This is a genomic window from Acidobacteriota bacterium, assembly GCA_012517875.1.
Taxonomy (GTDB): domain Bacteria; phylum Acidobacteriota; class JAAYUB01; order JAAYUB01; family JAAYUB01; genus JAAYUB01.
On sequence record JAAYUB010000062.1, the window covers coordinates 15,818 to 37,382 of the forward strand.

Genomic DNA, 21,565 nt, shown 5'->3' on the forward strand with positions numbered 1-21,565 from the left:
GCTTTTTTTCAACGGTTCAGGCATCCCGCCCACGAAGACGCCGCTGGCGGTGGGCGTGAAGCGGTGAGGGAATCTTTGCGCTGCCTGGCGCGCCCTGACCCGGATGTCCGCACCCGCCTCCATACAAAACGGCCGGCGGCGTACTCTCTATCGGAGCGGTTGACGGCGGTCGCTGGATACCGTTTTATTTTATTCATGTATTCCTTAAGATTTAATGGTACGATACATCTTCATTAATGATCACAATTGGTTCTGATTCAGGAGGCATCATGTCAGCGATCGCCCGTTCCACCCGGTTTTTTTGTGGGACTCATCCGTTTATGAGCAGCGCCACGCCGACGCATCTCGCGGCGCTGGCCGTCGCGCTGTGCGCGGCCGCGCTGCTGCTGACCACTCCGGCCAGCGCCCAGACCGCCGACCTGTTCTTCTCCGAGTATATCGAGGGGAGCAGCAACAACAAGGCGCTGGAGATCTACAACGGCACCGGCGCCGCGGTGGACCTGGCGGCCGGCCAGTACGTCGTCCAGATGTACTTCAACGGGAGTGCCACCGCCGGCCTGACCATCACCCTGAGCGGCACCGTGGCCGCCGGCGACGTGTGGGTCGTGGCCCACTCTTCGGCCAATGCGACCATTTTGGCCCAAGCCGACCAGACGAACGGCTCCGGCTGGTACAACGGCGACGACGCCGTGGTCCTGCGCAAAGGCGGCACCGGCGGCACCATCGTCGACGTGATCGGCCAGGTCGGATACGACCCGGGCTCCGAATGGGGTTCCGGACTCACCTCCACCGCCGACAACACCTTGCGCCGCATGGCCTCGGTGTGCGCCGGCGACACGGACGGCTCCAACGCCTTCGACCCCGGTGCGGAGTGGGACGGCTATGCCACCGACACTTTCGACGGCCTGGGCAGCCACACCGCCGACTGCCGCGCGCCGAAAATCAATGAGTTTTCAGCCAGCACTGCCGGCGTGGATGTGGAGTTCGTCGAGATCTTCGCCATCCCCAATACCGACTACTCAAACCTGACCATCCTCGAGATCGAAGGCGATTATTTCAGCACCGCAACCGGTATGGTGGACGAAGTGATTGCCGTGGGCACCACCGACGCCAACGGTTTCTATCTCGCCAACCTTATTGCCAATTCGCTGGAGAACGGCACGCTCACGCTGCTGCTGGTGGAAAATTTTACCGGCAGCGCCGGAAACGATCTGGACACGAACGACGACGGCGTATTCGACAGCACGCCCTGGACCCAGATCGTGGACGCGGTGGCCGTCCATGACGGCGGCGCTTCGGACCTGATGTACGGCGCGCCGGTTCTGGGCGTGTCATATGACGGGCTGCCCTTCGCCCCGGGCGGCGCGTCGCGCATTCCCGACGGCGCCGACACCGACACCGCCGCCGACTGGGTGCGCAACGACTTCGACTTGGCCGGCATCTCCGGCTATACCGGCACGCCGGTGTTCGGCGAGGCGTTCAACACGCCCGGCGCCGCCAACGCCGCCGTGCCGCGCCCCCCGGTGATCAACGAATTTTCGGCCAGCACTGTCGGCACGGATGTGGAGTTCGTCGAGATCTTCGGCGCACCCAACACCGACTACTCCGCGCTGACCGTCCTGGAGATCGAAGGTGACTCCGGAAACGTGGGCGTGGTGGACGAAGTGATCGCCGTGGGCATCACCGACGCCAACGGCTTTTATCTCGCCAACCTTATTGCCAATTCGCTGGAGAACGGCACGCTCACGCTGCTGCTGGTGGAAAATTTCACCGGCAGCGCCGGAAACGACCTGGACACGAACGATGACGGTGCCTTCGACACCACGCCCTGGACTCAGGTCGTCGACGCAGTCGCCGTCCACGACGGCGGCGCCACGGACGTGACCTACGGCGTGCCGGCTTTGGGTGTGTCGTATGATGGTCTGCCCTACGCCCCCGGCGGCGCCTCGCGCATTCCCGACGGCACTGACACGGATACCACCGCCGACTGGGTGCGCAATGACTTTGACCTGGCCGGCATCACCGGTTACACCGGCACGCCGGTCGAGGGCGAAGCCTACAACACCCCCGGCGCCACCAACCGTCGGGTGCAGTACATGGTGATCAACGAGATCCACGCCGACCCGGACGCCGCCGCCGGCGACGCCAACGGGGACGGTACGGTGAACACCACCCAGGACGAGTTCGTGGAGATCGTCAATACGTCCCTGTCCGACAAAGACCTCTCCGGCTGGACCCTCTCTGACGCCACCGGTGTCCGACACGTCTTCCCCGCCGGGACCACCGTGGCGGCCGGCTGCGCCGTTGTGGTGTTTGGCGGGGGGACGCCCATGGGCCTGTTCGGCGGCGCCGAGGTGCAGATCGCGTCCACCGGCGCGCTCGGTTTGAACAACGACGGCGACACGGTCACCCTGACCGACACCACGGCGGTGGAACAGGCCGTCGCCACGTACGGCGCCGAAGGCGGCGACAACCAGAGCCTGACCCGGGATCCCGACATCACGGGCACTACGTGGGTGAAGCACACCGTGGCCACCGGCTCCGGCGGGACCCGCTTCTCGCCCGGTACGCCCATCGCCGGCGGCACCTTCGCCGGCTGCGTGATTGTCATCCCCGAGTACACCATCGCCCAGATCCAGGGCAACGGATTGACGTCGCCGTATCTGTACGACCTGGTCATGACCCGCGGCAACATCGTCACCGCGCTGGACAGCAACGGCTTCTTCATGCAAACGCCTGACGGCTCCGACGACGGCGACGCCGACACCTCCGAGGGCATCTTTGTCTTCACCCTCACGGCGCCGACGGGCGTGGCGGTGGGCGACAACGTCGACGTTCAGGGCGTCGTGACGGAATACTACGATTTCACCGAGATCGGCACTCCGTCGCTCGCCCCCCTGGTCACGGTCAATTCCAGCGGCAACAGCCTGCCGGCAACGGTGGTTCTGGACGGCGCCACCCCCGTGGGCACCCAGCCGTGGCCGGCCATCGAGCTGGAGCGCTACGAGAGCATGCTGGTCGAGGTGACCGGCGCCCGCGCCACCAGCCCGTCCGACCAATACGGCGACGTGACCATGACGTCCGGCCCGAACCTGAAGTTCCGGGAACCCGGCATCGAGTATCCCGGCCTCGTCGGGCTGCCGGTGTATGACGGCAATCCGGAAGTATTCGACCTGGATCCCAACGGACTGCTCCTGCCCGAGCTGGAGGTCTTCGGCGGCGCCACCTTCGACGCCGTGGGACCGCTGGGCTACTCGTTCGGCGACTACCAGATCCTGCCCGTCACCCTCACCCTGATCAACCCGACGCTGCCCCGGGCGGTGCGGGATCGCAACCCGGGCGAGTTCACCGTCGCCACCCAGAACTTCTACCGGATCTATGACCCGGTGGATGATCCGGATAAGGACGACGACGTGTTCACCGCGCAGGAATACGCCGACCGCCTGAACAAGGCGTCGCTCCAGGTGCGCACCGTGCTGGGCGCACCCGACATCCTGGGCGTCCAGGAGGTGGAGAACATCACCGTCCTCGAAGACCTGGCCGCCAAGATCGCCGCCGACGACCCGACCCTGAACTACACCGCCGTGCTGGAGGAGGGCTGGGACGTCGGCAGCATCGACGTGGGCTTCCTGGTGCGCGACACCATGACCATCGTCAACTGGTACCAGGTGCAGCCCGACGACACGTTCGATTACGGCGGCACGACCTACATCCTGCACGACCGGCCGCCGCTGCTGCTCGAGGCTTACTACTCGGCCGGCCTGATGGACATACCCGTGAGCGTGCTGGTGGTGCACAACCGGTCCATCGATGACGCCAGCGACCGCGTGCGCGTGAAGCGCTGGACCCAGGCGTACCGCATCTCCCTGTTCGTCCAGAGCTACCAGGACACCTATCCCGACATCCCGCTGGTGGTGTTGGGCGATTTCAACGCCTTCGAGTTCACCAGCGGTTACGTGGATCCCCTGGGGCAGATCACCGGCAGCCCGGATCCGCTGGGCGCCATGTATCCGGCCACCGACGAGGTGGATCCCGACCTGACGAATCAGATCTTCAACCTGCCGGCGGAGGAGCGCTACACGTACCACTTCGACGGCGACGCCCAGGCGCTGGACCACATTCTGACTTCCGCTGCGGCCGCCCCGCTCGTGGTGGAGATGCAGGCCGGCCGCGGCAACACGGATGTCCCGCGGGATTACCTGAATGATCCCAACACGCCGCTGTTCTGCTCCGACCACGACGGCCTGGTGCTGTACCTGAGCGGCGCCTCCGTCAGCGACCTGGTCTGGGAAGACCTGGACCAGAACGGCCTGCAGGACGCCGGCGAGTGGGGCGTCGCGGGCGTCTGGGTCAGCCTCTACACTGCTGCCGATGATTATGTGGGCTCCGTCCAAACCGACGCCGGCGGCCTCTACCGCTTCGACGGCCTGCTCCCCGGCGACTACTACCTGATCTTCGACGCGCCGGACGGCTATGTGCTCACCCTGGCCGACCAGGGCGCCGACGACACCGTTGACAGCGACGCCGACCCAACCACCGGTTCCACCGCCATCTTCACTCTGGCCGCCGGCGAGGAGAACAAGACCCTTGACGCCGGCCTCATAGAGGTTTTCACCATCACCGCCACCGCCGGTCCCGGCGGCACCATCGACCCGATCGGCGACGTGGTCGTCTGGATCCACGCCGACCAGACCTTCACCGTCACCGCCGACGCCGGCAACACCATCCGGGATGTGCTGGTGGATGACGTCTCGCAAGGCTCCAGCGCCACCTACACCTTCTACGACGTCACCGCCGACCACACCATCGAGGCCGTCTTCAACCGGCCGCCGGTGGCTGTGGACGACGGATACACCGCCTTCGAGGACAACCCGCTGAGCGTCTCCGCAGTCAGCGGCCTGCTGGCCAACGACAGCGACCCGGACGGCGATGCCCTGATCGCCGCGACGGTGACTCTGCCGGCCAACGGCACGCTGGCGCTCCAACCCGATGGCGCGTTCGTCTACACGCCCAATCCCGGCTACAACGGCACGGACAGCTTCACCTACCAGGCCTCCGACGGCGAACTCGTTTCGGCGCCGGCGACCGTGACCATCACTGTGAAGCCCGTGAACGACCCGCCCGTCGCCGCCAACCTCTCGCTGACCACCGTCGTGGACATGCCTGTGGGTGGCGTGCTGCCTGGCGCCGACCCGGACGGCGACGCCCTCGTCTATCACATCGTGTCCGAGCCTGGGCTGGGCGTGCTCAGCGGCTTCGATCCCAACACCGGCGCGTTCACGTACGTGCCCAATCCGTTCGTCACCGGTGTGGATACCTTCACCTTCACCGTCTCGGACGGCGAGTTCACGTCCGCGCCGGCCACGGTGACGGTCACGATCCTTCCGCTGCTCTTCCAGACCTTCGCCGCCCATGTGGTGGCCAACGACGAGTGGTTCACCACCCTGTGGGTCACCAATGCCGGCGACACGCCGACGCCCGTCTTCGCGCACGCGTTCGGCGCCGACGGCCATCTGCTGGAAGCGGTGGCTCTGGGCGACCTGTCGCCGCAGGCGACCCTCACCGTGAATGCCGGCGACATCTTCGGCGAAGCGGCCATGGCCGGCGACGCCTGGGTCCGGATCGGGACCCAGGCCCCGGCGCTGGGCATGCTGGCCTTCGGCACCGCCGACTTCCAGACGTACTCCGCCATGCCCATGTTCGACTGGGCCGCGTACGAGCTGGTGTTCCCGTACGTGTACATCTCCGACATCTGGTTTACCGGCGTCACATTGATCAACGTGGGCCCGGCCGGCGCGGATGTCGTCCTCGAGGCCGTGTCCGAGAGCGGCGAGATCCTCGACCAGGCCGACGTCGCCATTCCGTCCCGCGGCAAGTACGTCCGGATGGTGGACCAGATTTTCACCGTCGACGATCCGAACGCGATCCGGTTCATCCGGGTGACCGCCACGTCGCCGCTGATCGGCTTCGAGCTGTTCGGCACCTCGCTGGGTCAGGGTGTCGCCGGGCTGCCGGCGTTTGCCGAGGAGGCTGTCGATGTGTCCGGCAAGGTCAGACCGGCCGCCGCTGACGGTCCGGCCGAGGGGCTCGGCGCGATGTCCGTCCCGCCGGGATTCTGGGGCTGGGGCCTGTCCGGCGACTCCATCCAGCTGGATTGGGACCCGAATCCCCCCGGCGAAGGCGTGCTGTATTACAACGTTTACGACAAGAACGACATCTACACCACCCTGCTCGGCAGCACCGAGGAGACCCGCTTCACCGTCACCGGCCTGCAGCCCGAAACATGCTACCTCTACCAGGTACGGGCGGTGAACGCCGAGGGCGTGGAGTCGCTTGACACCAAGTGGCTCGTCGTCTGCACGCTGGCCGAGGGCCAGACCGATTACGCCTACCGCATCTTCTACAACGAAGTGCCCGACCCTGCCGCCTACATGACCGGCATGACTGTCTCCAACCTCGGCGACGCTCCGGCGACGGTGCAGATCACCCTCCACGACGCCGCCGGCGCGGCGCTGTGGCAGGAGGCGTGGGACGTGCAGAGCCTCGAGCAGATCACCCGGGAGCTGCCGGCCATGGTGGGCGGCGGCGTGCCCCCGGGCACCGCGTACCTGAAGGCGGGCGCCGACTCGCCCATCCTCGGCTTCGAGCTGTTCCACAATCTGCTGGACAAGGCCGACACCTTCCGCGTGGACTGCGTCGCGGGCACCGACCGCGGCAGCCTGCAGGCGGCCTTCCCCATGGTGCGTGGCGGCGCGGATTGGACCACGTCGCTGCGGATCACCGATCTGGCCGGTACGGACCAGGAGCTCACCGTCGAGGCCTTCGCCGCCAGCGGCGCCCTGGTGGGGTACTGGACCACACCGCTGGCCGCGCACGGTCAGCTCGAGACGACGCTCGAAACCATGTTCCCCGGCCACGGCGCGGCGGTGGTTTCGCTCAGAATGACGGCCACCGGCCGGATCAACGCCACGCTGGTCACCGTCTCGTCCGACCTGACCCGCATGGCCGCCATGTCCGGCCTGCCGGTGAATTGATTCGGTTCAGCAACACCATCTGATCAACGCACCCGCCGGCTCCCCCTCGGGGGAGCCGGCGTTTTTTCTGCCGGTGAATGGGTAAATGGGTGAAAAAGTGAATGGACCGGATTCGTACCTGTCACGGTGTTCGTGCTCGTAATCGTAATTCGTAATCGTCATCGTGCTCGTAATCGAGGCTCGAGACTCGAGACTCGAGGCTGGAGGCTCGTTCCCAGCCACCGGGTTTCGCGGTTCGGGGTCCGGGGCTCGGCACTTGCCACCAAGGATCAACCATCAACTATCAACTATCAACTATCAACAATAGTCGGACCTGGGTTCTGGGCCCAGGATCACAGAATCCGATACTCATACCCATTCACCTGTTTGGGAAATTGTCCGGGCTGTTCAGTTCTCTCCTAGATCAAACACCGATGGTGTACAATCCCGACGATCCGCTTGCGCTTGTCCCGACTTTTTTCTACAGTATGGTCATCCAGCCGGAAATATCAGAGGAGGCTGTGACCGTGATTCATCTGCTCAGTCGCCCTGCCACCCCCAAACAGATCGAGGAGATGCTCCAGGAGCATGAGGGCATGGTCAAAATCGTGGTCGATATCCGGCGGAGAATCCTGGCAGGCGGCGGCGAAATGCACGCGGACGGCGAGATGTTGCTCCTCGAGAATGGCAGCGAGCAGGACGATCTGTAGGGCGCCAACTGGTACCCGGGCGAACAGCGAATCACGTTCGAATCGCTCATCAACATCCGGCCGGCTCTGGGCAACCGGAGCATTGTCATTCAAGATGATAGCATTCGCCGGGAGGTCGAACGGTTGGCGCGCGAGCTGCTGAGCGGAGTCCGGTGATGGAGAAGGAGAAGCATCGGCAGCTATTCCTGCGCGATCCGCTGCCCGTCCGGCTGGGCGGGCTCGCCGCGACCCTGGGCCGGATCTCGTCCAGTGCGCGAGAGGGGAGCGAGCCGGCGACGACACGCTGCCTCATAGAGGAAGCGAGGCACATGATCGAATGGACGGCGGCCGACGCCGAGCCTGAAGCGGCCGCCGAACTGGTGCTCGTCCAGCGTCAGCTCACGCTGTGGCAGAATGCTTGGGAGGCCGCCTGCCGGGACCGCCGCCAGCGGGTGCTCCTCTCGGTACAGGCGAAGATCTGGTCGGACAGAACCCTCGCCCTTTCCGGGCTGCTGGGTCCCACCACCTGATTTTTCCCCCTCACCGGTCCAGTGCCAGGCGGAAGCCGACGTCCATGGAGCGCTCCGCCGGGTCCTGCCAGTAGCGCCACGGGGCTCGCGCGGCCCAGGCGCCGGCGCGGAAGCAGCCGCCGCGGATGACCTTCGCGTACTCCGGATCGTTGTCGTACCGTCCCCACGGGTTGAACGGTTCGATGGCTGGATACTGCCAGAACCAGTCGGCGCACCACTCATAGACGTTACCCAGCATGTCGTATAGGCCGAACGCGTTGGGCTGCTTCCGTCCCACCGGCTGCGTGGTGCCACCGGAGTTGCCGTCATGCCAGGCGATGGCGTCCAGGTCACCGTAGCGGTCGCCGGTGGTGCCGGCCCGGCAGGCATACTCCCACTCGCGTTCGGTGGGGAGACGGTAGGCCCGCTGCGTGCGCGCGCGGAGCTTGTCGAGGAAAATGTTGATGTCGATCAGGTCCATGCACTCCACCGGATGGTCGGATCCCCGGCGGAAGTGGGCGGGATTGTCGCCCATCACCGTTTGCCACTGACCCTGGGTCACCGGCGTGACGCCCAGCCGGAAACACTCGACCCGGACTTCGTGGACGGGCTGTTCGTACTCCGACGCCTCCGCCGACTCGGAGCCCATGAGAAACGTTCCGGTGGGAATGGTGACGAGTTCGATGTGGATGGCAGCCTCCGCAGACGCTGGGTCGATCGCCCGGCGCTCACCCGGTCATTCGTCCGGACGCCCCGGCCGCGGGTCCGACGTGCCGGCATGCCGAACTATAGCCGGTCAGTCCCGGTGGGGCAAGGCCGAAATGTCCGCAGCGCCCGGAGTGTGATCGGCATCACTTTTTTTCAGACGAAACGGCTGCCGGCGTACCTTAATACCATCATCCTTGACGAGGAGTCAGCGCATGGTTCCATCTGCCCGTCTGCATCTTCTGCCCGCTGCCCGTTACGGCCTGGCTGCGGGCCTCATGCTGGTGGTCCTGGCGGCCGTGGCCGCCGCCGAGGCGCCGGTCGACCGGAACGACCAGTTCACCGCCTACATCGGCACGAACGCCTTCCAGTTCTCGCCGCTCCACCCCGGCGGGCTCGGCCAGGTACGGCTGTTCACCGTCCTGAGCCACCCCGACGCGGCGCGTGACCGCGACTTCGGCCGGACGTTCTGGCGGCTGCGGATCACGGGACCGGGCGCTTCCGAGCAGATGGTCCGCTACGCCCGGGGCGCGGTCTGGCTCGACGACCAGGGCGCCGCGTACGCCGAGTTCTACTGGGACGGCCGCGACACCGAGGGGAATCTGGTCCCGGCCGGCGAGTACCGTTATACGTTCCAGGCGCGATTCGTCTCGAACCGGCTCAAGCTGGCCCAGCGGCCGGCGATCGCCCGCATGACCGCCGGCTATGACGATATCGAAGCGGAGCCCGACGTCGAGGAGGCGTTCGCCTCCACCGGCCGCGTGGTGGTCAATTACGGGCTGGATGAGGAGGGTGCCGCCTACAACCGTGAAAGCCGTGTGGGAGGCGCCTGTGCCCTCCAGCAGAACACGCCGCTGGCGAGCGGTTTCGGCTACAACTTTTACTACGGCTCCACCCACAGCCACTCCAATTACTCCGACGGCGGACAGGACCCCGGCAATTGCGCATCCGGCAACGCGAACGGTTCCGGCGCCTTCGGCCCGGACCAGGTCTACGACTACGCCCGCAACGCGGCCGGGATGGACTACTGGATCATCACCGACCACAACCACCTCTTCGAGGAGGCGGTCACCACCAGCAACCCGCCCCTGACCGAGGCCAAGGTGAAGCAGCGCTACGCCTACGGCCTGGCCGCCGCCGCTTCCGCCACGGTGGACGGCACCTTCGTCGCCCTGTGGGGCCAGGAGTTCGGCGTGCTGACGAACTCCGACCAGGGGCACGTGATCGTCATCGAAAGCCCCAAGCTGTTCGGCTGGGACTCCTGCTCCTCCTGCACCGGGTCCACCCCCGAGTGCAGCGCCGGCAGCAACTGCTACTTCGACGTCTACGTGCCGAAGCGGTACGCCTACCTCACCCTCTACGCCCGCTCGGTGCAGTACCCGTCCGCCGCCGGTGCGCTGGGTATCCTGTGCCACCCCGACAGCGGCCACTTCGACGGTTTCGCCTACAACGCCGACGCCGACGCCGCGATGCAGGGCATCGCCGTCCGGAGCGGCCTGGCGTTCTCGACCTCCGTCTACTGCGACGACGCCAACGTCGGCAGCTCCGACTATTTCGCCCGCTGGATGACCGCCCTGAACAAGGGCTTCCACGTGGCCCCCACGGCCGAGCAGGATTCCCACTGCAACAATCACGGCGTGGCCGTGCCCACTCGGACGGTCTACCTCATCCCCAACTCGCTGGCGCCGGTGCTCACCCGGGCCAACCTGATGAACGCCCACAAGGCGCGCCACTTTTTCGCCACCGAGGATCCCAACCTGCAGCTGATTTTCGGCACCGCCGACAACAGCCACATCATGGGCGACATCTTCACGGCCGGGACGTCGGTGGACCTGCGGGTCGCCGCCCTCGATCCCGACGGCGAGAGCACCTACGCCATCGAGATCTGGCGCGGCCAGATCGGCGGCGGCGTGCTGACCAGCGCCTACAAGAGCTACAGCAGCCAGTCCGCCGTGACGCTGACCGACGCCCCGGGCACAGGCACGTGGTACTACTTCGTCCACGTCACCCAGGCGGACGGACATGACGCCTACTCGGCCCCCATGTGGATCACCTTCGGCGGTACGCCGCCCCCCACCTATTCCATCGCGGGCAACGCCGGCGCCGCCGGGGCCGCCGTCACCGCCGGCGGCGTGTCCGCCACGGCCGACGCGAGCGGCAATTACACCCTCGCCGGCCTGGCGGCGGGTACGTACACCGTCACGCCGTCCAAGAGCGGCTGCACCTTCACGCCGGCGACGCTGAGCGTCACCGTGGGGCCGAGCGCCACCGGCAAGAACTTCACCGCCGCTTGCGGCGGCGGCGACACGGCGCTCACCAGCGGCGTCACGTTATCGGGCCAGAGCGTGGCCAAGAGCGCCTGGAAATACTACTTCATCACCGTTCCGGCGGGGGCCACCCAGCTTGTCCTCAAGACCACGGGGGCCAGCGCCGATGTGGACATCTACTCGAAGTACAACGCCAAGCCCACCAGCTCCAGCTACGACTGCCGGCCCTACTCCTCGTCGGGCAACGAGACCTGCACCCATGCCAATCCATCCGCCGGCACCTGGTGGCTGGGCGTCTACGGCTACGCCGCCGGAACCTTTGCCGTCACTGGCACTGTCACCGCCGGCGGGACGACCTACTCCATCGCGGGCAGCACCGGCACCGCCGGCGCCACCGTCACCGCCGGCGGCGCCACGGCGGTGTCCGACGCCAGCGGCAACTACACCCTCGCCGGCCTGGCGGCGGGCACGTACACCGTCACGCCGTCCAAAAGCGGCTGCACCTTCACACCGGCGACGCTGAGCGTCACCGTGGGACCGAATGCCACCGGCAAGAACTTCACCGCCGCCTGCGGCGGCGGCGACACGGCGCTCGCCAGCGGCGTCACGCTGTCGGGCCAGAGTGTGGCCCAAGGGGCTTGGAAATACTATTTCATCACGGTGCCGGCGGGCGCCTCCGCGCTGGAATTCAAGACCACCGGCGCCTCCGGCGACGTCGACATCTACTCGAAGTACAGCACCAAGCCCACCAGCTCGAGCTACGACTGCCGGCCCTACACCTCGTCGGGCAACGAGACCTGCACCCACGCCAACCCGTCGGCGGGCACCTGGTGGCTGGGCGTCTATGGCTATGCGGCCGCCAGTTTTGCGGTGACTGCGACGGTGGCCGGCGGGACCGCCGAGACGGAGCTGCTCGCCAACGTCGGCTTCGAGTCCATCACCGCCAGCACCAACTCGGCCCCGGACGGTTCGTGGGTGCGCTCTGCCTACACCGGCAGCAGCTTCAACGTGCTGGTGGCCAACGGCGCCTACCCCCATGCCGGCAGCGATCACGCCTACCTGGGCGTGAGCAACTCGTCGTCGCAAACGCTGGACTCCAAGGCGGTCACCATCCCGGCCGGCGCCACCGCGGCCACGCTGAGCTTCTGGCTGTCGGTGGTCACCAGCGAGACCGGGTCCACCGCCTATGACAAGCTGCTGGTGCAGCTCGTGAACGGCAGCGGCGCCGTGGTGGCGACACTAGCCACGCTGAGCAACCTGGACAAGACGGCAGGCGCCGGCACATACGCGCTCAAAAGTTACAACGCGATCGCCTACAAAGGCCAGACCGTCAAGGTCCGGTTCAAGGCGACCAACGGCTCGTCCTACGCCACCACCTTCCGGGTGGACGACGTGAGCCTGAAATCACGCTGATCGACGCAGACCAACGCCAACCTCGCCCGGGCGCGCCGGATGTATCCGGCGCGCTTTTTTTTCGGCGAAATCCCGCCGTTTGGTGCGGTCGAGCCATTTGAGGTAGAATGAGCTCGGCATCCGATTGAATCTTACGACCGCCGGCAGCCGGTCGTGGGCGGGCGGGCGAAGGTGTCCGGGAGGCGGCCGATGCAGCACTGGCGACGGAACACCCTGACGGCGGTCGGCGCTGCGCTCCTGCTCTGGTACCTGTTCGTCTTCCTGATGCCGCGCGGCGGGCACCCGCACCACCAGTTCGAGATGAAGGTCCGCTCCGTATTGCGGCACCTGGTGGCCGTGGCCCAGTATCAGGATCCGGCGGGTGTCCGGGCGGAGGCGGACAAGGTCCGAATCCTCGCCGGTCCCCACACCCGCTACACCCTGGCCGTCGAGGATCTGGGCGGGCACTATCGGTTCACCGCCACCCCGGCTGTCCGGGACTACGCCGCGCCGTGGTGGCGCCGCGCGCTGCTTCTCGATTTCGACGCGTGGCACTACCCGGTCTACACGGTGGATTCCGGCGAGGTGGTCCTGCGCGCCGACGGGCGGGTGGTGGAGGATTTCTAATCTAATCCCGGCGGGACGGTGCGCCCGCCGGGGGAAGCGAGGCCGACGTGCGCGACGCGTTCATCCGTTACCGGGCGGCCGTGGTCCAGGCCGCGCCAACGCTCTTCGACCGGGACGCCTCGACGGCGCAGGCGGTCCGGCTCATCGGCGAGGCGGCCGCCGGCGGCGCCCGGCTGGTGCTGCTCCCCGAGGCGTTCGTGCCCGGCTATCCGCGGGGGCTGAGCTTCGGGATGCGGGTGGGGAGCCGCAGCGCCGCGGGACGGCTCCTGTGGCAAACCTGCTGGGACAACGCCGTAACCGTGCCCGGCCCGGCGGCGGAGGCGCTCGGCGCGGCGTGCCGCGCGGCGGGCGTCCAGGCGGCGGTGGGCGTGGTGGAGCGCGACGAGGCGTTTAGCCGCGGCACGCTCTACTGCTCGCTGCTGCACTTCGGTGCGGACGGCCGGCTGCTCGGCGTGCACCGCAAGCTCAAGCCCACCGGCGCGGAGCGGCTGGTCTGGGGGGAAGGAGACGGCAGCACGCTCGTCGTCCACGACACGCCGCTCGGCCGCATCGGCGGCCTGGTCTGCTGGGAGAACTACATGCCGCTCGCGCGGATGGTGCTCTACGCCCAGGGGGTCCAGGTGTACCTGGCGCCCACCGCCGACGCCCGCGACACCTGGGTGGCCACACTCCGCCACATCGCCTGCGAGGGGCGGTGCTTCGTCCTGGGGGCCAACCAGTACGTCACGCGAGCCATGTATCCGCCGGGGCTCCCGGGGCTGGAGGAGCTCGACGGGCAGCCGGAGACACTGTGCCGCGGCGGCAGCGCCATCGTCTCGCCCATGGGGGATGTGCTCGCCGGGCCGCTGTGGGATCAGGCCGGAATCTTGTTCGCCGACCTGGATCTCGGCGAGGTGGTCCGGGGCAAGCTCGACTTCGATGTAGCCGGCCACTACGCCCGCTCCGACCTGTTCCAGCTTCGTGTCGACACCCGGCCGAAACCGCCGGTGGCGCGGCGACGTGTCCGCGGCGCCGACACTCCCGGCGCGGACGCGGCATCCGATCAGGAAACGACAAGGAGGCAAACATAAATCTCAGCGCCCGAAACGTCCTCAAGGGTACGGTTCAGGAGATCCACGCCGGCGCGGTGAACATGGAAGTGGTCCTCCGCCTGGCCGACGGAGTCGAGGTGGTTGCGATCATCACCAAGACCGCCTGTGACCGTCCGGGTCTGACGGTAGGGAAACCGGCCTGCGCGGTGATCAAGGCATCCAACGTCATGGTCGCCGTCGACTGACTGAACGGCTAGCGCCACCTGTTACGGTTGATTGTTGATCGTGGATCGTGGATCATGGATCATGGATCATGGAAGATCACCCTTCTTCCAACAATCAACTATCAACCATCAACTATCAACAGATTCTCGGAGGTGTTATGTCCGACCCTGACCTGAGATATCCCATCGGCCCGTTCACGCCGGAGGATTCCCTGTCCACGGAGCGGCGTGCCGCGCTCATCGAAGAGATCGCTGTCCAGCCGCTGCGGATCCGGGAGGCCGTCGCCGGCCTCGATGCGCTGCGTTGGGGCACGCCGTACCGTCCCGGCGGCTGGACGATCCGCCAGGTGGTGCACCATCTGGCCGATGCCCATCTCAACGCCTTCGCCCGGTTCAAGCTGGCCCTGACCGAGGACAATCCCACCATCAAACCGTATGCCGAGAGCCGCTGGGCCGAGACGCCCGACGCCATCGCGGCGCCGGGCGAACTGTCGCTCAACCTGTTGGACGCGCTGCACCGCCGCTGGGCCATGCTGATGCGGACCATGGCGCCGGCGGATTTCCAGCGGACGGTCTATCATCCCGAGCGCCAGGCCAACCTGACGCTGGACTTCCTGCTGGCTCTCTACGCCTGGCACGGCCGGCACCACACCGCCCACATCACCGAGCTGCGCCGGCGGGAAGACTGGTGACGGAACCGGGTGGTCACTCACTCAGATCACGGATCCGGCGGATGTTGAGGTTTGATGGTTGATCATTGATGGTTCGTGCTAGTAATTCGTAATCGTAATTCGTAATCGTAATCGTAATCGTGCTCGCGGCTCGATGTCCGAAGTCCGATTTCCGATATCCGATGCCCGACGCCTGAGATGCCGGCACATCGACTGCATCCGGTTACGCGCCCGGGCCCGTCAGGGACGGAATTCATTGTGCCCACCCGGTCGGTTTCCGGGATGCCCGATGTCGCCCCGGCGGGGCTCTGGTGATTCGTTCAACCAACGTGCGCATCACCACTGGACCAGGGGCTGCGCCCCTGGCTATTGCCTTCCGTCCCTACGGGCCGGGCGCCTGACTCTATGCAGGTGATCGGTAACTGGGGACGTCAAATGGAATAATTTGTTATGGTTGATTGCTTATCATTTTTTTCAGCGATTCGGAGACGAGTCGGGCGTTGCTGAGATGTGGGACCCGGGTCGTGAGACATGGATCCGTTGGCCAGGGCCCGGAACCCAGGTTCCAGGTCCGAAATCCGATGTCCGAATTCCCATGTCCGATGTCCGCGTTTCGGGAACGAGCCTTGAGTCTCGATTACGATTGCGATCACGATTACGAGTTCCGATCACGAATCACGAGCACGAACTCATAATTCGCAACCCTCAACTCTCACCGAATGAGAACGAGCCCCGAGCCTCGAACCTTGCTTTTGCTAAGCGGCTGGAGTAGAGTAACTCTCTTTATTCTCTTGAGGAAGCGATCATGAGCAGCAAGTTCACCCTCTCCAAAACATATGAGCCGGCGGAGATCGAAAAGTCCGTCAACGGCATGTGGCGCGCTTCCGGCGCTTTCCACGCCGTGCCCGACGATCGGCCGCGCGACCGCCGCTACGTCATCATGATGCCGCTGCCCAACGTCACCGGCGCCCTGCACATGGGGCACGCCATGGACAACTCCATGCAGGACGTGCTCATCCGCTGGCACCGGATGCAGGGGGACAACACCCTCTGGATGCCCGGGACCGACCACGCCGGCATCGCCACCCAGGCGGTGGTGGAGAAGCGGCTGAAGGAACTCGAAGGACTCACTCGGCACGACGTGGGCCGCGAGGGCCTGGTGGAGAGGATCTGGGCCTGGAAGGACCAGTACCAGGCGCGGATCCTGGAGCAGCTCATGCGCATCGGCTGCTCCTGTGACTGGGACCGCAAGCGCTTCACCATGGACAAGGTCTGCTCCCGGGCCGTCCGCCACACCTTCTTCCGCATGTTCGACGACGGTCTGATTTTCCGCGGCAAGCGGCTGGTGAACTGGGACGCGTTCCTGCGCACCAGCATCTCCGACGACGAGGTGTACCACGAGACGGTCCATGGCCACTTCTGGCATCTGCGCTACCCGGTGATCGACCCGCAGCCGGGCGAGCCGGACCACGTCGAGGTGGCCACCACCCGCCCCGAGACGATGCTCGGCGACACCGCCGTGGCCGTCCACCCGGAACCCGACGTCGCGCTCGCCGCCGAGATCGAGACGCTGAACCAGGCGCTGACCGCCGCCCCGGCGCGCGATCAGGCCGCCCTGCGCGGGCAGATCGAGGCCCTGGAGGAGCGCCGCCGCACCGTGCTGCCCCGCCTGCTGGCGCTCCGCGACATGGCCCGGGCCGGCCGAAAGGTGATGCTCCCCCTCGTGAACCGGCCTATCCCGCTCATCTGCGACGAGTGGGCCAAGCCGGGCCTCGGCTCCGGCTGCGTCAAGATCACCCCGGCCCACGACCCCAACGACTACGACGTTTGGATGCGCCACCGTGCGGCGATCGACATCGTCAACATTCTTAACCCCGACGGCACCCTCAACGCCAACGCCGGCTCCTATCAGGGGCTGGACCGCTTCATCGCCCGCGAGCAGGTGGTGCACGATCTCGAGGCGCAGGGGCTGCTCGGGGAGGTCGAGGACCGCGAGATCGAGGTCGGCCATAGCGACCGGAGCAAGACGCCCATCGAGCCGTACCTGTCGGACCAGTGGTTCATCCGCATGGGCGACGTCCCCGGCGGCGTGGCCATGGGGCGCGGCACGCCGAAGGCGTTCACCGCCCCCGGCCTGGTGCAGGCGGCCATGGACGCCGTGAGCGACGGCCGGGTCCGTTTCCACCCCGAGCGCTTCGTCAAGACCTACCTGGACTGGCTCGGCGAGAAGCGCGACTGGCCCATCAGCCGGCAGCTCTGGTGGGGGCATCGCATCCCCGTCTGGTCGCTTCGGACCACGCTCGGCGCCCTGGCTGCCACGCTGGCGGAGCCGGGGTTCGCTGCGGTGCTGAGCCGGCCGGATCTGGCCGCGGTGCGGGCGTTTTTGCCCGAAGCGGAGCGATCGGTGCGCGTCCGTGCCGCCACCGACGCGGCCGGGCTGGAAGGTGCGCCGTCCGCGCCCTGTCTCGTGGACGTGGCCCTGCTCGAGGACGATCCGGCGCTCGTCGCCGCCCTCGAGTCGCTCGGCTACCGCCGCGACGAGGATGTGCTCGACACCTGGTTCTCCTCCTCCATCTGGCCCTTCTCGACGCTGGGCTGGCCCGACCCGGCCACCGCCGACACCGAGGGAGGCGCGCCGCTTGGCGCCGCCGACGGCCGGGCCGACTGCCTCGACTACTACTACCCCGGCTCCTGCCTCGTCACCGCCCGCGACATTATCACCCTGTGGGTGGCGCGGATGGTGATCATGGGCCTGTACAACCTGGGCGACATCCCGTTCCGCGATGTGTTCATCCACGCGAACATCCTTGACGGCAAGGGCGAGCGGATGAGCAAGTCGAAGGGGAACGGCATCGACCCCGTGGACATCATCGAGGAGTACGGCACCGACGCCATGCGGTACATCCTCTGCGACATGCAGACGGGCAACCAGGACATCCGGCTCCCCGTCACGGCGGTCTGCCCCCACTGCGCCCACCACAACGACCTGGCCGAGACGCGGCACGGCCGCAGTATCTTCACTTACCTGTGCGCCGGCTGCCACGAGGAGTTCGACGTGCTGGGCACCATGCCCGATATTCCCACGGCCAAGCTGGTGAGCGAGCGCTTTGTCGAGGGGCGGCGCTTCTGCACCAAGCTGTGGAACACCGCCCGGTTCGCCCTGGGCAACCTGGCCGGCGCCCGCACCGTGCCGCTGCGGCTGCCGGACCTCGCCCTGGAGGACCGCTGGATCCTGGCGGCGCTCAACGAGGCGGTGCGCGCCGTCACCGCCGGGCTGGCCGACTACAATCCCAGCGCGGCCGTCGGCGCGGCGCGCGACTTCATGTGGGGGTTGCTCTGCGACTGGTACCTGGAACTCGTCAAGCCGCGCCTGCAGGACCCGGACGACCCATCCGCCAACACCGCCCGGCTGGTGGTGGCTCATTGCCTCGACGTGGTGCTGCGGCTGCTCCATCCGATGATCCCCTACATCACCGAGGCCATCTACCAGGAACTCAACGAAGTGCTCCCGGTGCGGGGACTGGCCGGGTTGGCGCCGGCCGACGCCGCGCCTCTGATCGCGACCGCTCCGTGGCCGCAACCCGTGCCGGAGCTGGACAATCCGGAGCTGCTCGCCGCCTTCACCACGGTGCAGGCGCTCACCTCGGCCATCCGCGAGGTGCGTAACACCCAGCGCGTCGCCGCCACGACGGCGCTCACCATCACCCTGCGCCCGCCCGAGGACCGGCTCGAGGCGCTCCGCGCCGAGGCCCACGTCATCCGACACCTCGCCGGCGTGGCCGAGCTGCGCCTGGACCCGGCGGCGGTGCGGCCGCGCGGCGCGGCCTCGGTGGTGGTGGAACGGATTCAGATCTTCGTCCACGACGTGATTGACGAGACCGCCGAGCGGCAGCGCCTCAAGGGCGAGCTGGCGCGGGTGGAGAAGGAGATCACCATCTTCAGCAAGAAATTGTCCAACGAAAGCTTTGTCGCCCGCGCCCCGGCCGAGGTGGTCGAGGAAAACCGCCGGCGGCTGGCCAAGTACGAGCTCCAGAAAACCTCGATCCTCGATGCGCTGGCCCGGCTGGATGGGTGAGGCGCCCGTCTACCGGCCGCCCAGCGAGGCGGAATCGCTCATCCTGCCGGTGACCACCGGCTGCTCCTGGAACCGGTGCGCCTTCTGCGAGATGTACGCCGACCGGCGCTACGCGGTGACGCCGCTCGACGAAATCGACGCCTGGCTGGCCGCCGCCGCCCGGTCCGGCTGGCCGGTGCGCCGCGTCTTCCTCGCCGACGGCGACCCGCTGGCGGTCGACACGGACCACCTCCTGGCCGTTCTGGACCGGATCCGGACGCGCTTCCCGGTTCTGAACCGCATCTCTGCATACGCTTCGCCCCGCAACCTCCGCGACAAGAGCGACGCCGAACTGGCCGCCCTGGCGGCGGCGGGGCTCGGGCTCGTCTACGCCGGCATCGAGTCGGGCGACGACGAGGTGCTGCGGCGGGTGCGCAAAGGGGAAAGCGCGGCGTCCACCATCGCAGCGCTGCGGCGGGCCCGTGCCGCCGGCCTGCGGGTTTCGGTCATGGTCATCAACGGGCTGGGCGGCAGCACCCTGAGCGCCGCCCACGCCGCCGGCTCGGCGGCGGTGGTGAGCGCCGTGGACCCTGAGTATGTCTCCACACTGGTTCTCGGCCTGCCCCCCGGCGGCCGCCGCTTCCGGGCCGCGTTCGGCGACGGCTTCGAACCGCTGGACGCGGCCGGGTTGCTGGCGGAACTCGGCGCCTTCGTCGGGGCGGTGCACTGCCGCCGGGCCGTGTTCCGGTGCGACCACGCCTCGAATTTCCTGCCGCTGCGCGGGATTCTGAGCCGCGACCGCGACCGCCTGCTGGCGGAGATCACCGCCGGCCTGGCCGCCTTCCGCGACCTGCCGTTGTCGCAGATCCGCCCGCTGGACCAGTACTGAAATCGAGGCTCGTTCCGATTTGTTGAGAGTTGAACGTTGAGGGTTCGTGCTCGTGATTGTGATTGAATCGTTTGAAGGTTTGCAGGTTCTCCAGTTCGCAAGTTCCAGGTTCGCGGGTTGTGGGTCAGTTGATAGTTGATGGTTGGTAGATTGATGGCTGATGGTTGATCCGTCTCTCGCTTCATCGACTCGCCGCTTCACCGATTCACCGCTTCAGCGACTCACTCAGCCCGGGCTTCGAGTTTCGGCCTCGGTTGTGGTATCGTACGAGCCGACGCCATTCGAGACTCGGAGACCGCCATGGAACCCAACGCACTCCGTCCCCCTCCCGATGCGCCGCCTGAACCGTCGTCCGCTCCGCCGCCCGGCGCCGAGCTGCGCGCCGGCCGCTACTTTCTGCTGACGCTGTTCGTGCTCGCCCTGGCGGCCTTCATCTGGGTCATCAAGATCTTTTTGCTCCATGTGGTCATCGCCGCGGTGTTCGCCACTCTCTTCTATCCGCTCCAGAGACGCCTGACCGCCTGGTTCCGCGGCCGGCGGGGGCCGGCGGCCGCGGCCAGCACCCTGGTGATTCTGCTTGCCCTGCTGGCGCCCCTGTTCTTCGTCCTGAACCTGGTCGTCCGGCAAGGCATCGACGTCTACCACACCTTTGAGCCCCGGGTTCGCCAGGTGCTGCGCGAGGGCGACGCCGGCCTGCTGGGCGAGATCAAGCGGGCCAAAATCCTCGGCGTGGTGGACCTGTCGCAGGTGAATTGGGATGAGGTCGTCGCCGACGCGGCGAAATTCGTCGGCTCCATCGCCCCCAAGGTGCTGAACCGGACGACTCGGATGACGTTCGGCGTGGTGGTGGACCTGTTCATCGTGCTCTTCACGATCTTCTATTTCCTGCGGGACGGTGAGGGTATCCTTGACCGGATCCAGCGCCTGCTGCCCCTGAGCGCATCCAACAAGCGGCTGCTGGTGGAACGCTTCGCCGCCATCTCCCGGGCCACCGTGAAGGGGACGCTGGTGGTCGCGCTCGTCCAGGCCACCCTGGGCGGCCTGACCCTGCTGGCGTTCGGTTACGACAACTGGCTGCTCTGGAGCGTGGTGATGCTGGTGCTGGCGGCGCTGCCCATGGTGGGCACGGGGCTGGTGCTGATTCCGGCGGGGATCATCCGGATCGTCAGCGGCGACGTGGTGTCGGGTGTCGCCGTGATCGCCATCAGCGTGGGGGTGGTCTCCACGGTGGACAATCTTCTCCGCCCGCGGCTGGTGGGCCGGGACGTCAAGTTGCACGATTTGATGATTTTTTTCTCCACCATCGGCGGCATCGCCGTGTTCGGGATCATGGGCTTCATCGTCGGCCCCATGGTGGCGGCCATTTTTCTGACGCTCCTCGACATCTTCAGTTTGGAATACTTCGGCCGGCCGGCGGACGAACCGCCCGCACCCTGACCGGGACGCCCTCGGGACGGAGCGGTTGATGAGTGAACGATTACACTGAGTTGGAGG

11 protein-coding genes and 1 pseudogene are annotated in these 21,565 nt (G+C 66.8%); 11 read left to right on the forward strand and 1 reads right to left on the reverse strand.

All coding sequences use genetic code 11. From position 1 onward, the window contains the following. The first annotated feature begins 320 nt into the window (after positions 1 to 320). The 3 genes and pseudogenes from GX414_06830 to GX414_06840 all read left to right on the forward strand — a co-directional run bounded on the left by GX414_06830 (position 321) and on the right by GX414_06840 (position 8,232). Entirely contained in the window at positions 321 to 7,034 is a 6,714-nt protein-coding gene (locus GX414_06830; GenBank protein NLI46805.1) for a tandem-95 repeat protein, read from the forward strand. A 554-nt stretch (positions 7,035 to 7,588) separates the two neighbouring features. After that, positions 7,589 to 7,879 (forward strand): annotated as a pseudogene (locus tag GX414_06835) (hypothetical protein). Then, a complete protein-coding gene (locus GX414_06840) occupies positions 7,879 to 8,232 on the forward strand; it encodes a hypothetical protein (protein ID NLI46806.1) in 354 nt (117 codons plus the stop codon). Before GX414_06835 ends, GX414_06840 begins: the two are co-directional and overlap by 1 nt. Positions 8,233 to 8,242: 10 nt before the next feature. On the opposite strand, the gene GX414_06845 is transcribed toward GX414_06840, so the two are convergent. Then, the gene (locus GX414_06845; protein NLI46807.1) at positions 8,243 to 8,860 is read right to left on the reverse strand and encodes a formylglycine-generating enzyme family protein; all 618 of its coding nucleotides are present in this window, start codon (positions 8,858 to 8,860) and stop codon (positions 8,243 to 8,245) included. Positions 8,861 to 9,131: 271 nt separating this feature from the next. On the opposite strand from GX414_06845, the gene GX414_06850 reads away from it, so the two are divergent. The 8 genes from GX414_06850 (at position 9,132) to GX414_06885 (ending at position 21,508) form a co-directional block, all read left to right on the forward strand. Further along, the gene (locus tag GX414_06850) at positions 9,132 to 12,596 is read left to right on the forward strand and encodes a hypothetical protein (protein NLI46808.1); all 3,465 of its coding nucleotides are present in this window, start codon (positions 9,132 to 9,134) and stop codon (positions 12,594 to 12,596) included. Positions 12,597 to 12,785: 189 nt separating this feature from the next. Beyond that, a complete protein-coding gene (locus tag GX414_06855) occupies positions 12,786 to 13,202 on the forward strand; it encodes a hypothetical protein (GenBank protein ID NLI46809.1) in 417 nt (138 codons plus the stop codon). Positions 13,203 to 13,249: 47 nt separating this feature from the next. Beyond that, positions 13,250 to 14,272, forward strand: a complete 1,023-nt coding sequence (locus GX414_06860; GenBank protein NLI46810.1) for a carbon-nitrogen hydrolase family protein — start codon at positions 13,250 to 13,252, stop codon at positions 14,270 to 14,272. After that, positions 14,269 to 14,478, forward strand: a complete 210-nt coding sequence (locus GX414_06865; protein ID NLI46811.1) for a TOBE domain-containing protein — start codon at positions 14,269 to 14,271, stop codon at positions 14,476 to 14,478. Before GX414_06860 ends, GX414_06865 begins: the two co-directional genes overlap by 4 nt. Positions 14,479 to 14,615: 137 nt before the next feature. Next, a complete protein-coding gene (locus GX414_06870) occupies positions 14,616 to 15,149 on the forward strand; it encodes a putative metal-dependent hydrolase (protein NLI46812.1) in 534 nt (177 codons plus the stop codon). A 784-nt stretch (positions 15,150 to 15,933) separates the two neighbouring features. Further along, positions 15,934 to 19,203 (forward strand): valine--tRNA ligase, encoded by a 3,270-nt coding sequence (locus GX414_06875; GenBank protein ID NLI46813.1) that lies wholly within the window; start codon positions 15,934 to 15,936, stop codon positions 19,201 to 19,203. Then, positions 19,178 to 20,071 (forward strand): radical SAM protein, encoded by an 894-nt coding sequence (locus tag GX414_06880; protein ID NLI46814.1) that lies wholly within the window; start codon positions 19,178 to 19,180, stop codon positions 20,069 to 20,071. Before GX414_06875 ends, GX414_06880 begins: the two co-directional genes overlap by 26 nt. Positions 20,072 to 20,371: 300 nt before the next feature. Next, a complete protein-coding gene (locus GX414_06885) occupies positions 20,372 to 21,508 on the forward strand; it encodes an AI-2E family transporter (protein ID NLI46815.1) in 1,137 nt (378 codons plus the stop codon). The last annotated feature ends 57 nt before the right edge of the window (positions 21,509 to 21,565 follow it).

What these genes read in the sequence shown, in the direction of transcription:
- GX414_06830 (NLI46805.1), top strand. Translation starts at nt 321, where the DNA reads ATGAGCAGCGCCACGCCGACGCATCTCGCGGCGCTGGCCGTCGCGCTG.
- GX414_06840 (NLI46806.1), top strand. Translation starts at nt 7,879, where the DNA reads ATGGAGAAGGAGAAGCATCGGCAGCTATTCCTGCGCGATCCGCTGCCC.
- GX414_06845 (NLI46807.1), bottom strand. Translation starts at nt 8,860, where the DNA reads ATGGGCTCCGAGTCGGCGGAGGCGTCGGAGTACGAACAGCCCGTCCAC.
- GX414_06850 (NLI46808.1), top strand. Translation starts at nt 9,132, where the DNA reads ATGGTTCCATCTGCCCGTCTGCATCTTCTGCCCGCTGCCCGTTACGGC.
- GX414_06855 (NLI46809.1), top strand. Translation starts at nt 12,786, where the DNA reads ATGCAGCACTGGCGACGGAACACCCTGACGGCGGTCGGCGCTGCGCTC.
- GX414_06870 (NLI46812.1), top strand. Translation starts at nt 14,616, where the DNA reads ATGTCCGACCCTGACCTGAGATATCCCATCGGCCCGTTCACGCCGGAG.
- GX414_06875 (NLI46813.1), top strand. Translation starts at nt 15,934, where the DNA reads ATGAGCAGCAAGTTCACCCTCTCCAAAACATATGAGCCGGCGGAGATC.
- GX414_06880 (NLI46814.1), top strand. Translation starts at nt 19,178, where the DNA reads ATGCGCTGGCCCGGCTGGATGGGTGAGGCGCCCGTCTACCGGCCGCCC.
- GX414_06885 (NLI46815.1), top strand. Translation starts at nt 20,372, where the DNA reads ATGGAACCCAACGCACTCCGTCCCCCTCCCGATGCGCCGCCTGAACCG.